Annotated in this window: 11 protein-coding genes; 9 read left to right on the top strand and 2 right to left on the bottom strand. The window is 64.5% G+C overall.

The features are described 5' to 3' along the window. Positions 1-38 precede the first annotated feature (38 nt). Positions 39-929: a LysR substrate-binding domain-containing protein gene (locus tag RA25_RS17155; RefSeq protein ID WP_039174025.1), complete on the top strand. Its 891-nt coding sequence runs from the start codon at positions 39-41 to the stop codon at positions 927-929. Between the two features lie 394 nt (positions 930-1,323). Here the strand turns inward: RA25_RS17155 and RA25_RS17145 are convergent, their stop codons facing one another. Beyond that, on the bottom strand, positions 1,324-1,848 hold the full coding sequence (locus RA25_RS17145) for a CBS domain-containing protein (RefSeq protein WP_019296964.1): 525 nt from the start codon (positions 1,846-1,848) through the stop codon (positions 1,324-1,326). Between the two features lie 112 nt (positions 1,849-1,960). Between RA25_RS17145 and RA25_RS17140 the strand changes: the two genes are divergently transcribed. From RA25_RS17140 to nqrM, 3 genes are all read left to right on the top strand, one after another. Further along, the gene (locus tag RA25_RS17140; protein WP_019296965.1) at positions 1,961-2,149 is read left to right on the top strand and encodes a hypothetical protein; all 189 of its coding nucleotides are present in this window, start codon (positions 1,961-1,963) and stop codon (positions 2,147-2,149) included. 79 nt (positions 2,150-2,228) lie between these two features. After that, entirely contained in the window at positions 2,229-3,275 is a 1,047-nt protein-coding gene (locus RA25_RS17135) for an FAD:protein FMN transferase (protein ID WP_082023096.1), read from the top strand. A 36-nt stretch (positions 3,276-3,311) separates the two neighbouring features. Then, entirely contained in the window at positions 3,312-3,557 is a 246-nt protein-coding gene (gene nqrM, locus RA25_RS17130) for a (Na+)-NQR maturation NqrM (RefSeq protein WP_039174020.1), read from the top strand. 33 nt (positions 3,558-3,590) lie between these two features. Here nqrM and RA25_RS17125 read toward each other — a convergent pair whose 3' ends face one another. Further along, on the bottom strand, positions 3,591-5,000 hold the full coding sequence (locus RA25_RS17125; RefSeq protein ID WP_039174018.1) for an efflux transporter outer membrane subunit: 1,410 nt from the start codon (positions 4,998-5,000) through the stop codon (positions 3,591-3,593). Between the two features lie 282 nt (positions 5,001-5,282). Here RA25_RS17125 and RA25_RS17120 point away from each other — a divergent pair, with 282 nt between their 5' ends. The 5 genes from RA25_RS17120 (at position 5,283) to RA25_RS17100 (ending at position 12,549) form a co-directional block, all read left to right on the top strand. After that, a complete protein-coding gene (locus RA25_RS17120) occupies positions 5,283-6,731 on the top strand; it encodes an aldehyde dehydrogenase family protein (RefSeq protein WP_241477436.1) in 1,449 nt (482 codons plus the stop codon). A 256-nt stretch (positions 6,732-6,987) separates the two neighbouring features. Further along, entirely contained in the window at positions 6,988-9,090 is a 2,103-nt protein-coding gene (locus RA25_RS17115; RefSeq protein ID WP_039174015.1) for a hydantoinase/oxoprolinase family protein, read from the top strand. Further along, entirely contained in the window at positions 9,087-10,748 is a 1,662-nt protein-coding gene (locus RA25_RS17110) for a hydantoinase B/oxoprolinase family protein (protein WP_039174013.1), read from the top strand. Before RA25_RS17115 ends, RA25_RS17110 begins: the two co-directional genes overlap by 4 nt. Continuing rightward, the gene (locus RA25_RS17105) at positions 10,745-11,812 is read left to right on the top strand and encodes a pyridoxal phosphate-dependent aminotransferase (protein WP_039174011.1); all 1,068 of its coding nucleotides are present in this window, start codon (positions 10,745-10,747) and stop codon (positions 11,810-11,812) included. The genes RA25_RS17110 and RA25_RS17105 overlap by 4 nt, the downstream gene beginning before the upstream one ends. Then, entirely contained in the window at positions 11,809-12,549 is a 741-nt protein-coding gene (locus RA25_RS17100; protein WP_039174009.1) for a maleate cis-trans isomerase family protein, read from the top strand. The genes RA25_RS17105 and RA25_RS17100 overlap by 4 nt, the downstream gene beginning before the upstream one ends. The last annotated feature ends 17 nt before the right edge of the window (positions 12,550-12,566 follow it).

Here is a 12,566-nt window from a genome sequence, read left to right as displayed (position 1 = left end):
TCAACAACTAATGAGTTTAATTCAACCATGGACACATCATGCTGCCGTCTCTCTCCGCCCTGCGCGCCTTCGAATCCGCCGCCAGAACGGGCAGCTTCCGCGCTGCGGCGGAGCTTCTGTCCGTGACCCCCACCGCAATCAGCCACCACATCCGCGGCCTTGAGGAGCAGCTTGGCACCAAGCTATTCAAACGCTCCGGGCGCGATGTGGTGCTGACCGAAGACGGGCAGCGACTGGCGGAAACGGCGGTTCAGGCCTTTGGCATGCTCGAGGATGCGGTCCGCGCGCTCCGGCGCACCACCCGCAGGACCGTGCGCATTGCCGCCGGCCCCATTTTCACCGCCCGGTGGCTGATGCCGCGGATCAGCAATTTCTGGGAACAGCACCCCGGAACCGGGCTGGAAGTGGTGCCGACGTATCAGCCCGGCGCGCAGGACCGCGAAAACGTGGATATCGTGATCCGCTGGGAACGCATATCGGAGATGCCCGAGGGGGCCGTCAAACTGCTTGAACTCAGCCCGGTGGCGATTGCCTCAGAGGCTTTCCTCACCCGGTTCGGCCCCGTGGAAACACCGGCAGACCTCCTGCACATGCCGTTGCTGCACCAACGGAATCATTGGGGCTGGCTGGACTGGTTTTCAGCCATGGGCGTGCGGGTTCCGGACACCTTGCGCGGGCCGGTGTTTGAAGACGCCAATGTTCTGCTGCGCGGCGCGGCCGAAGGCCAGGGCGTGATCGTCGGATGGCTGCCGCTGATTGATCAGGATCTGGCTGAAGGCAGAGTGGTGCGCCTGTTCGGCGAAGACATCACACCTACCCACGGGTATTTCCTGGACGTGCGCAAAGGCAGCCACATGCGCCGCCAGACACAGCTCGCCATTGAATGGCTGACAGCCCAAAGCACCCAGGCTGATTTTGCCCGCTGCTGAAACCCTTTTGTTATTTGCCTCGGCCAAGCCGGCTTGTTTGTATGGGCTGACGAACGCCCAATGCCAGCTACTCTTTTAGAACATAAGCAAAAACGCTGGTATTGCGGACATTCAATCACTTTCGGGCGATGGCCACTTTGCTTCGTTTCTTGTGAATTCAGCGACGGGTCTTCGCCGCGGTCTGCATGAATGACCGGTTCTGCCAATGCGTGGCGGCACCGAACTTCACACGTTTGCAGCATTCCGGTTGCTGTGTGCGCACGCAGCGAGGATTTCGAATATTCAGTTTGGGTTCAAACCGGTGTTTGCTGCGCAAGGCGTGAATGGCGGCAGGATGCAGCAAGGCCTGCCGCTAGAGGTGATCCGCCCGAAGGCGGACCATTTGGTATGAGCCTCAGCCGACGATCATCTGCTTCATGCGCAGGGCTTCGTATTCCAGCTCCTTCAGACGGAAGTTCACCACGTCGCCGACGGTGATCATGCCCGCCAGCTTGCCGTCCTTCAGAACCGGCAGGTGGCGGAAGCGGCCCTCGTTCATCACCTTGGCCACATCAATCAGCAGGTCGTCCGGCGCGCAGGTCTTGACCTCGCGGGTCATGATCTCCTCAACCAGTTGCGGCAGGGTGTGGCCCGGGGTGTCTGCCAGGCGGCGCACGATGTCGCGTTCCGACAGGATGCCCTGCAGCGCGCCGTTCTGGTCGGTGACCACCAGCGCGCCGATGCGTTTTGCCTTCAGCGCCTCGACCGCGTGGCCGACCGTATCGTTGGGGCGGATCGCAAAGATCGCGTCGCCCTTGGCCTCCAGCAAACTGGCGACGGTCGACTGGCCGTGCGACAAATTCGACTCGGGCGATTGGCTGTGGCTTTCCTGCCCGGCCTTGTCGCCCCGGGTGGGAGGCTGGTATGAGAACGGTGCCATGCGCGGGGTCTCCTCCTGTATCCTGCATCAGGTCATACCCCCATCTTAGCGGCGGATTATGATCCGGAAAGGGGCGAAATGACGCGAGCGCTAACAACAGCGGAAAAACAACATGTTCGAAAGCCTCTACCTGACCCCCGTGACCGGTGCGCTGACCGTGTTCCTGGTGGTTGTCTGCGGCCACCTGTACCGGCAGAACTGGAAGAGTGAAGCACCCAACGCGCGCTTCCGGGCCTGGCTGTACGGGCTGCCTGCCGCGGTGGGCCTCTTGGCACTGGCCTTTCTGCCCTTGAAGTTCTGAGGCCTGCCCCGGCGCTCCGTTTGACTCTGGCGCGGGGCAGGGGCATAGCTGCGCCAGTTTTGCTGCCGGAGGTTGCCGAATGCCCAGCCTGATGCCCAGAAAGGTCCTGATCGCCCTGACCCTGCCCGCGGTGCTGGCCGTGTCCGGCTGCTGGTTCGATAGCGCGCCGGAAGAGGTGCGGCTGACCGGTGAAACGATGGGCACCACCTACAGCGTGATTGCCATTGGCGAGGATCTGGACCAGGAGGCGCTGGGTTCAGCCGTAGAGGGCACCCTGGCGGCGGTCAATGCCAAGATGTCGAATTGGGATCCGGCGTCTGAGGTCTCCACCTTTTCTGCCGAGCACAGCACCGCGCCGGTGCGGGTGTCGCCGGAGTTTGCCCATGTGCTGGCGGCGGCGAATGATGTGCACGCCAAGACCGGCGGCAAGTTCGATGTGACCCTCGGCCCGCTGATCGAGCTGTGGGGCTTTGGCCCGCGCAAACCCGAAGACCCGGTGCCATCGGATGCGGCCATTGCCAAGGCGCTGGAGGGCGTCGGGCAGGCGCGGCTGCTGGTGCTGGATGCATCAGCCGGAACGCTCAGGAAATCCGCGCCGGAAACCGGTATCAACCTGTCGGCCATTGCCAAGGGCTATGGCGTGGATGCGGTGGCCGAGGCGCTGCAGAGATTTGGCGTCGAGCATTACATGGTCGAGATCGGCGGGGATCTGGTGACCAAGGGCGAAAACGCCAAGGGCGAAGCCTGGCGCATCGGCATCGAGAAACCGGATGCGGCGGCGCAGACGGTGCAGCTGATCGTGCCGGTCAGCAACCATGGGCTGGCGACCTCCGGCGATTACCGCAATTACTTCGAGCATGAGGGGAAGCGCTATTCCCATATCCTCGATCCCGTTGCCGGGCGGCCGGTGACTCATGCGACCACTTCGGTCACAGTGATTGCAGAAAACGCCATGCTGGCCGATGCCTGGGCCACCGCAATGCTGGTTCTGGGCCGCGAAAACGGGCTGAAGCTGGCCGAGCAGCATAAACTTGCCGTGTTTTTCATTGATCGGGACGTGCAAGCCGGGCCGGATGCCTATATGACAGCGGCAAGCAGCGCCTTTGAGGCGTTAACCGCCAACTGACACCGCGCACCAAGCCATCCTGCGAGGGACCACTTTATGAGCACCTTTCTTCTGGCCTTCATCCTGCTGCTGATCGTTACCCTGGGCATGTCGCTGGGGGTCATTCTGATGGGCAAGAAGATCAAAGGCAGCTGCGGCGGCCTGAATGCGATTTCAGGTGCCGACAAATGCGTGGTCTGTTCCAAGGACGTCGATCCCGACAGCCCGCTGCGCGACAAGCTGCAGTGCAAGCGCGCCCGCAAGATGGTCGAGCAGATGGAACGCGAAGCGCAGCAGGCCTGAGGCCGGCTGCCGCGTCTGCGCTGCAGGGCTGGCCTAGTCTGACTTCTTAACCAGAACCACCGCGCTGTCCGGATCCTGGTGCGGCGCCCAGCCCTTGCCCAGGGAGATCTGCAGGCGGGCCCAGGCCAGCGCCAGGTCGCGCCGGGCTGTGATCAGGCTCAGCTCATTGTCGCGCAGGGCTTCTTCTGTGTTCAACAGATCGAACAGGGTGATTTCATTGGCCTTGAAGGTTTCACGCGCCAGATCGGCGACCTTGGAACCGAGGTTGACCGCCCGCGCCTGGGCAGCGGTGCGTTCACGGGCGGCGCGCAGGTTGCTTTGCTGCGACTGGACCTCCTCAACCGCAGTGCGCACGGACGTTCGGTAGTCGTACTGAGCGGCCTTGGCCTCAGCCATCGCGCTTTGGTGGAAGGCGCGCAGAACCGGGCGGTTGAACAGCGGCAGGTTCAGCGCCGGGCCGATGGAATAAAGGTCATCCACGCCGCGTATGGCCTGAACCGATCCGGTGATTTCCAGCGAAGGATAGAGTTCTGCCTCGGTGACGCCGATGTTCGCGGTGGCGCCGCGCAGCTGGGCTTCGGCCAGCAGCACGTCGGGACGGTTGCGCAGCAGGGTGGCGGGCACGCCCAGTTCCGGCTGGGTAGCGGGGGAGGGCTGGCCGGAGCTGCCCTGCATCATCGCAAAAACCTCTGACGCATCGCGGTCCAGCAGCGTGGCCAGGGCATAGACCGAGGATTCGTAGCTGGCGATGAAGGCTGGCAGGTCCGCCTTGGCGCTGGCGACCTGCAGCTTGGTGCGTTCCAGGTCCAGTGCCAGCACGGCACGGGCTTCTTTCAGCTCCTCCACCGTTTGCAGGATCTGCTGGCGCAGCTGGATGGTCTTGCGGGTGACCGCGGCACCGCGCTGAAAGAAGCGGGCCTGGATATAGGTGCGGGTAATGGCGTCGATCACCGCCAGCCGGGTGGTGGCCAGCTGGTAGAATTGGGCATCACGGTCCGCCACGGCCCGTTCGGAGCGGCGCTGGAACTCGCCGAACAGGTCAAAAACATAGGTGGCGCCAACGGCGGCGGTGTCGGTGCTGGTAGATCCGTCCTGCGATTCGCGGCGCGAGAAGATCGAGCTGGCCTCCAGATCACCGCTGACCTGCTGCGGGTGGCCTGATCCCCGGCGCAGGGCTTCGGCTGCGATCAGCCGTTCCTTGGCGGCCTTGAGGCCGAGGTTCTGCTGCAGGCCTGCGGCAACCAGCCGGTTCAGCGCGGGGTCGTTCAAGCCCTGCCACCAGGTCTCAGACGCGCCCTTGGCGGTGGCATAGCTGCGGGATTGGTAATAGCTGACCGGCACCGCGAAATCGGGGCGGTGGTAGTCGATGCCGACAACGGTACAGCCGCACAGGAACGTGCCTGCCAGCAGCACGGACCGTGCTGTCCAATGGGGTTTGCTCATATTCTGCCTCTGGGCGCCCTTTTTGGCGGGCTTTCGGACAGCATAGCCAAGGCGGGAACCGGCCGCGAAGCGGTTCCGGCTTGCAATGGAGTCTTTCCCGGCTACTGATGCGTGCATCCCACAGCCTGAAAATGTCGAAATATTGCCAGCCCGGTGACGGTTTTGGCCTATCCTGTACGCGGGAAGCCGGGCAGGCTGCCGGATCAATGCCGCTGTCTGGAACTCCTGGCAGCATCCGCCGCAGGCAGATGGTCCGCGCCTCTGCCCCGGTCTCAACCGCATATGCGACGCAACAGTGAGAACAACCTGATGGACCTGCAAAAATTCTATATCGGCGGCGCCTGGGTGACGCCGCATTCGGCCCGCGAGTTTCCGGTGCTGAACCCGGCCACGGAAGAGCGGATCGGCACCATCATCCTGGGGGATGAGCAGGATGTGAACGCCGCGGTTGCAGCGGCCAAGGCGGCGTTTGAGAGTTTTTCGCAGACCTCCCGCGCCGAACGGATTGCGCTGCTGGAGCGCCTGCTGGAGATCAGCAGGGACCGGCGAGAGGAGCTGGCGCAAGCGATGAGCGCAGAGATGGGGGCGCCGGTTACCATGGCGCGGGACGCGCAGGCCGATTCGGGCATCGGGCACCTGGAGGGCATTCTGGAGGCGCTGAAGACGCAGGAGCTGCGTGAAACCCTGCCCAATGGCGACATCCTGGTGCGCGAGCCTATCGGCGTCTGCGGGCTGATCACCCCTTGGAACTGGCCGGTGAACCAGATCGCGCTGAAGGTTTTGCCGGCGCTGGCGACGGGCAGCACCTGCGTGCTGAAGCCATCAGAGCACACGCCCATGTCCGCCGCCGTTTATGCGCAGATGATTCATGACGCGGGCTATCCGGCAGGCGTCTTCAACCTGATCCACGGCGACGGGCCGACGGTGGGCGCGGGCCTGTCGCGGCATGTGGACGTTGACATGATGTCCTTCACCGGCTCGACCCGGGCCGGCATAGCGGTCTCCAAGGATGCGGCCGAAACGGTGAAGCGGGTGACGCTGGAACTGGGCGGCAAGTCTCCGAACCTGGTGTTCGCGGATGCTGACCTTGAGGAGAAGGTCACTGCCTCGGTGCTGGAGTGCATGTATAACACCGGCCAGAGCTGCGATGCGCCGACCCGGATGCTGGTGGAGCGCAGCTGTTACGATCAGGTGCTGGAGATTGCCAGGGCCGCCGCGGAGGGCCAGGCCGTTGGCGACCCGAGCCAGGAGGGCGATCACATCGGCCCGATGTTCGACCGCATCCAATACGACCGGGTGCAGACCATGATCCAGAAAGGTATCGACGAAGGTGCCACCCTGCTGGCGGGTGGTCTGGGCCGACCCGAGGGGCTGGACAAGGGCTGGTATGTGCGCCCGACCGTCTTTGCCGATGTGACCAACGATATGGCCATTGCGCAGCAGGAGATCTTTGGCCCGGTGCTGGTGATCATCCCGTTTGAGGACGAGGAAGACGCCGTCCGCATTGCTAACGACACGCCTTATGGTCTGGCGGCCTACCTGCAAACCGGCGATCCGGAGCGGGCCGAGCGTGTTGCCGCCCGTTTGCGCGCAGGCGCAGTGCATATCAATGGCGGCGGCTTCAACTACGGCTCGCCCTTTGGCGGCTACAAGCAGTCCGGCAACGGCCGTGAAGGCGGCATGCTGGGGCTGGAGGATTATCAGGAAGTAAAAACCCTGCATTTCGGCTGAGAAGCCCTTCCTCCCGGCGGGAAACTGCCGGGAGGGGTGCCGCCATTGGCCTGTCAGATGCCGTTATCTGACTGTGCGCGTGTCGCAATCCGCAAAGCGTGCCGCCCGGCAGCGCCTCAGGATGGGGGCATGACACAAAGCTTCATTCCAAAACGCATGGACCGCCGCGCAACCGGGTGCAACCTGGTCGCTGCCTGAGTTCCGCTGCCCCTGGTGGGCTTTGACGGTTTCTCAACGGCGGACATTGGAATGACACATGACAGCATCACAAGCGCTGCGCCTTGCCATTGATATTGGCGGCACATTCACCGACACCGTTCTGGTGGCGGGCGAAGACAGAATTCTGGCCTCAACCAAGACCCTGACCACCCATCAGGACCCGGGCATTGGCGCGATGGAGGGCGCGGCGCGGGTGATGGCGCAGGCGGGGCGGTCTTTGGGCGAAGTCACCGGTTTTATCCACGGGACCACCCTGGCGACCAATGCGCTGATCGAGCGGCGCGGGGCGCGGGTGGCGACGGTGACGACTGAAGGGTTCCGGGACATTCTGGAGATCGCCTATGAGCGGCGCTATTCCCAGTATGACATCAATCTAGAGAAACCCGATCTGCTGGTGCCGCGGGAACGCGCGCTGACAATTCGGGAGCGGATGTCGGCAACAGGAGAAGTGCTGATCCCCATGGAGGACAGCGCGGTAGAGGCGCTGATTGCGGAGCTGGATGCCAGCGGTGCGGAGGCGGTGGCGGTCTGCCTGATGCACGCCTATTCCAACCCGGACCATGAGCGGCGGCTGCGGGACATTCTGGCGGCGCGGCGGCCCGGGCTGACGGTCTCGATCTCCTCGGAGGTCAGCCCCGAGGCGCGGGAGTTCGACCGGCTCTGCACCACGGTTGCCAATGCCTATATCCAGCCGCTGATGGAGACCTATCTGGCGCGGTTTGCCGAGCGCTTTGCGGCGGAAGGGGTCAAATGCCCGATCCTGATGATGACCGCGGGCGGCGGCATGTGCACCATTCAGACCGCGGCGCGGTTTCCGATCCGGCTGGTGGAGTCGGGGCCTGCCGGCGGTGCCATCCTGGCGGCGCGGATTGCGGCGCAGGCGGGGCTGGAGCAGGTGCTGTCCTTTGACGTGGGCGGCACCACCGCCAAGCTGTGCCTGATTGATGGCGCCCGGCCGCAGACCTCGCGCCAGTTCGAAATTGCCCGCGCCGCGCGCTTCATCAAAGGGTCGGGCATGCCGGTGCGGATCCCGGTGATCGAGATGATAGAGATCGGGGCCGGGGGCGGCTCCATCGCCGGGGTGGACCAGCTGGGCCGGCTGACCGTGGGGCCGAAATCGGCGGGGTCGGAGCCGGGTCCGGTGGCCTTCGGGCGCGGCGGCACGGAGCCGACCGTGACCGACAGCGACATCACGCTGGGCTATATCGTGCCGGAGACCTTTGCCGAGGGGCATATCCGGATTGACCCGGAGGCTTCTAAGGAAGCGCTTAGCCGGGTGATTGGTTCGCGGCTGGAACTGGATGGCACTGGCGCTGCCGACGGAGTCAGCCGGATCGTGGATGAGAGCATGGCGAGCGCCGGGCGGATGCACGCGGTGGAGTCGGGCAAGGATCTGGGCGCGCGCACGATGATTGCCTTTGGCGGCAACGGGCCGCTGCACGCAACCCGGGTCGCGCGTTCCGCCGGGGTGGCGCGTATCGTGATCCCACCCAATCCGGGCGTGGGTTCGGCGGTGGGCTTCCTGTTTGCGCCGGTCAGTTTTGAAATCGTGCGCTCGCGTTATTCGCTGCTGGAGGACCTGGATCTGGACGGCATCAATACACTGTTTGCCCAGATGATCGACGAGGCGCAATCGGTGGTGGCGCAGGGCGCGGGCGATGCTGAAACGCTGGTGCAGCGGACGGCCTTCATGCGCTACAGCGGGCAGGGGCATGAGATCGAGATTGCCCTGCCGGACCGTGATCTGGCGGCGGAGGATCTTGGCCCGCTGATTGCGGCGTTTGAAACTGAGTACGCGCGGCAATTCTCGCGGCCCGTGCCGGGAATGAAGATCGAGATCCTGAACTGGGCGGTGCGGGTGGCAACGCCGGATGCAAAGGTGCCGCCAGTGCCGGAAGCGCCAAAGCTGCGGACCGTCACCCCGGCGGCGCACCGGACCATCATCTGCGATGTGGATGGCCGCGAAAAGCAGGCGGCATTTGTGCCGCGGGAGAGTCTGAAACCCGGCGACCGCATCTGCGGCCCGGCGCTGATCACCGAGCCGCAGACCACCACGCTGGTCTCGGCGGATTTCTCCGCACATGCGGATGCCAGTGGCAACCTTGTTCTGATCCGGGACCAGAAAGGAGATAAGCAATGACCGCCTTGTCACAGGACCTGTCGCCAGCCCGCCTGCAAGTGATGTGGAACCGGCTGCTGGCCGTGGTCGAGGAACAGGGGCAGACCCTGATCCGCGCCGCATTTTCCCCGATCGTGCGCGAATGCGGCGATATTTCCGCCGGGATTTTCGACGCAATGGGGCAGATGCTGGCGCAGGCGGTCACTGGCACGCCGGGCCATATCAACACCATGGCAGAGGCGGTGATGCACCTGCGCGAACGCTTCCCGGCGGAGACCATGAAGCCGGGCGATATCTACATGACCAACGATCCCTGGCTGGCCTCGGGGCATCTGAACGATTTCCTGTTGATGATGCCGGTGTTCAAAGGGGGCAGGGTGGTCGGCTTCACCTCCTGCACCTCGCATCTGGTGGATCTGGGCGGGCTGGGCATGGGGCCAGAGGGGTCTGACATCTATGACGAGGGGCTGCTGATCCCGCCCTGCAAACTGGTGGAGGAGGGCGAGCCGAACGCGCTGCTGCTGGACATTGTCCGCGCCAACAGCCGCGAGCCGATTGCCAATGAGGGGGACATATATGCGCTGATTGCCTGCTGCGAGGCCGGGGCGGCACGGCTGGCAGGGATGATGGAGGAGTTTGGCCTCAGCGATCTGAATGCGCTCGGGGCCTATATCATCGAGACCTCCCGCCGGGGCACATTGCAGGCCATCGCGGAGGTGCCGGAGGGGGTCTACCGCAATGTGCTGAAAATGGACGGCTATGAGAATGAGCTGGAGCTGCACGCGGCGCTGACCGTTTCCAAGGGCGGTATGCATGTGGATTTCACCGGCACCTCGGGCTGTTCCAGCAAGGGCATCAACGTGCCGCTGAACTATGCCACAGCTTACACCGTCTTTGCCCTGCGCTGCATTGTCGGGCCGGATATTCCGAACAACGCGGGATCGCTGGCACCCTTCACTGTCGATGGCCCCAAGGGCTGCATCCTGAATGCGCAGCGCCCGGTGCCTGTGGCGATGCGGCATACGCTGGGGCAGGTAGCGCCGGATCTGGTGCTGGGCTGCCTGCATCAGGCGCTGCCGGACCAGGTTCCGGCGGAGGGTGCCAGCTGCATGTTTGACCTGCCGATGCGGCACGCGCCGGAAGTGGCCCGCGACGGCGGGCGGGAGTTTGCCATCGAGCCGGTCCACAACGGCGGCACCGGCGCCCGGCCCCATGCGGATGGCTTGTCGGCAACCGCCTATCCCTCGGGCGTTTATGGCAGCCAGGTGGAGATCACCGAGGCGGTGGCGCCTGTCGTTATGTGGCGGCGCGAGTTGCGGCCCGACTCGGGCGGCGCAGGCAAATACCGCGGCGGGCTGGGGCAGCGGATCGAGATGACATCCTCCAACGGCGCGCCATTTATCGTGTTCCTGTCGGTGGAGCGGCTGAAGTTCCCGGCCTTGGGTCGCATGGGCGGCTTGCCCGGCGCGCCGGGGCGTATCCGGTTCCGCGATGGCGCGCAGGACATCGCGGGCAAGGGCGAGCTGCGGGTGGAGGCCGGGGATTACCTGATCTTTGAAACCCCCGGCGGTGGCGGTTTTGGCGATCCCTTGGAGCGCGACAGGCAAGCGCTGGCGCTGGACATGGAACGCGGTCTGGTGACGGAAGAAGGCGCGCGCGCCTATGGGTGTGGCCAATGATCCGTGCGGTGCCGCATGTGTTGGCCATGGCGCCTTATGCGCTGGCGGATCTGGGCGGGGTAGGGACGGTCTCGCTTGCGCAGAATGAAAGTGCGTTCCCACCCAGCCCGGCGGCCCTTGCGGCGGGCCGGGCGGTGCTGGAGCAGATGCCGCTCTATCCGGATCCGGAGTGGCCGGACTTGCGCGCCGCAGTGGCAAAGGTACATGGGCTGGACCCGGCCAAGGTGCTGTGCGGGGCCGGGTCGATGGAGCTGATCGGCTGCTTGATCCGCGCCTTTGCCGGGCCGGGGAACCGGGTGCTGGGGACCGAATACGGTTATGCCTTCGCGGCCACCGCTGCGGCGCAAGTGCAGGCGGACTACGTCAAGGCGCGGGAGCGGGACCTGGCGGTGTCGGTGGAGGATATCCTGGCGGCGGTGACGCCTGAGGTGCGGATTGTGTTTGTCTGCAATCCAGGCAATCCGACCGGCACGCTGATCCCCAACGCGGACCTCCTGTGCCTGCGCCAAGACTTGCCTGCGGATGTGCTGCTGGTGGTCGATCAGGCCTATGCCGAATTTGCTGATGCGGACAACGATCCGGGGGAAATCTTCGCGCTGACGGAGCGCGGCGATACCGTTGTGCTGCGGACGCTGTCCAAGGCCTATGGGCTGGCAGGGGCGCGGGCCGGCTGGGGGTATTTTCCGCCAGCGATTGCCGGGGAAGTGCGCAAGCTATTGAACCCCAACAATATCTCCATTCCCTCGCAAGCGATGGCGGCGGCGGCGATGCGGGATCAGGCGCATATGCGGGACGTGGTGTCCCAAACCGCTGCCATCCGGGACACGTTTGCCGAAGACTGCCGCGCGCTGGGGCTGGAGGTGCCGCAGAGCCATACCAACTTTGTGCTGATCCGCTTTGCCTCCGCCAGTCAGGCGCAGGCGGCGGACGCGGCGCTGCGGGGGCAGAACCTGCTGATGCGTGGCATGGGCGGTTACGGGCTGGGCGATTGCCTGCGCGCCACCATGTGCGGGCGGGACGTGATGGACCGGGCGCTGGACGTGCTGAAGGGAGTGCTGGCATGAAACATGAAACCCGCACCCGCGCGAAGATCGGCGTTCTGGTGCCTTTCACCAACACCAACCTTGAGGCCGACATGATGCTGATGCGCTGCCCGGACACCACGGTGCATTTTCAGCGCATGGGCGGATATGACGTGGAGGAGATCCCCGGTTCTGATCAGATGGCGGGGCTGGGGGCGTCGGATATCAGCCATGACCTGCGGATGATTGCGGGCGTGCGGCCTGATGTTGTGCTTTACGGCTGCACCTCGGCGACTCTGACCCACGGGCCGGGGTTTGACGCGGATCTGGCGGCGCGGATCAAGGCGGGGTCGGGTGCGGTTTGCCTGACCGCCGCCGGTTCTCTGGTGGCGGGAATTCGGGCGCTGGGGGCGGTGAAGATTGGGTTTTCCTCCCCCTATTTAGGGGAGATCAACAGGCAGGCGATGGAGTTCCTGTCGGCGAACGGTATCGAAACTGTCAGATGCGCGGACATCGGGCGTGAGCTGGGCAACTACGGCCAGGGGGAGCTGACGCCGCAGGAGGTGTTTGATCTGGCCTGCCAGGCGGATCATCCGGAGGCAGAGGCCATCGTGCTGAGCTGCACCGACATGCGCGCGGTAGAGGCCGTGGAGCGGATCGAGGCGCATCTGGGCAAGCCGGTTATCACTTCCAACCAGGCGATGATGTTCTGCGTGATGCGGACGCTTGGCCTGCCGCGGCATCGCGGGCTGCCGGGGCGGCTGTTTGATCGGCTCTAAACTGGCGTCTGTTTCAT

The organism is Leisingera sp. ANG-S5 (assembly GCF_000813925.1).
Lineage (GTDB): Bacteria > Pseudomonadota > Alphaproteobacteria > Rhodobacterales > Rhodobacteraceae > Leisingera.
This window is presented reverse-complemented; position numbering and strand designations above follow the sequence as displayed.

What these genes read in the sequence shown, in the direction of transcription:
- RA25_RS17155 (WP_039174025.1), top strand. Translation starts at nt 39, where the DNA reads ATGCTGCCGTCTCTCTCCGCCCTGCGCGCCTTCGAATCCGCCGCCAGA.
- RA25_RS17145 (WP_019296964.1), bottom strand. Translation starts at nt 1,848, where the DNA reads ATGGCACCGTTCTCATACCAGCCTCCCACCCGGGGCGACAAGGCCGGG.
- RA25_RS17140 (WP_019296965.1), top strand. Translation starts at nt 1,961, where the DNA reads ATGTTCGAAAGCCTCTACCTGACCCCCGTGACCGGTGCGCTGACCGTG.
- RA25_RS17135 (WP_082023096.1), top strand. Translation starts at nt 2,229, where the DNA reads ATGCCCAGCCTGATGCCCAGAAAGGTCCTGATCGCCCTGACCCTGCCC.
- nqrM (WP_039174020.1), top strand. Translation starts at nt 3,312, where the DNA reads ATGAGCACCTTTCTTCTGGCCTTCATCCTGCTGCTGATCGTTACCCTG.
- RA25_RS17125 (WP_039174018.1), bottom strand. Translation starts at nt 5,000, where the DNA reads ATGAGCAAACCCCATTGGACAGCACGGTCCGTGCTGCTGGCAGGCACG.
- RA25_RS17120 (WP_241477436.1), top strand. Translation starts at nt 5,283, where the DNA reads ATGCGACGCAACAGTGAGAACAACCTGATGGACCTGCAAAAATTCTAT.
- RA25_RS17115 (WP_039174015.1), top strand. Translation starts at nt 6,988, where the DNA reads ATGACAGCATCACAAGCGCTGCGCCTTGCCATTGATATTGGCGGCACA.
- RA25_RS17110 (WP_039174013.1), top strand. Translation starts at nt 9,087, where the DNA reads ATGACCGCCTTGTCACAGGACCTGTCGCCAGCCCGCCTGCAAGTGATG.
- RA25_RS17105 (WP_039174011.1), top strand. Translation starts at nt 10,745, where the DNA reads ATGATCCGTGCGGTGCCGCATGTGTTGGCCATGGCGCCTTATGCGCTG.
- RA25_RS17100 (WP_039174009.1), top strand. Translation starts at nt 11,809, where the DNA reads ATGAAACATGAAACCCGCACCCGCGCGAAGATCGGCGTTCTGGTGCCT.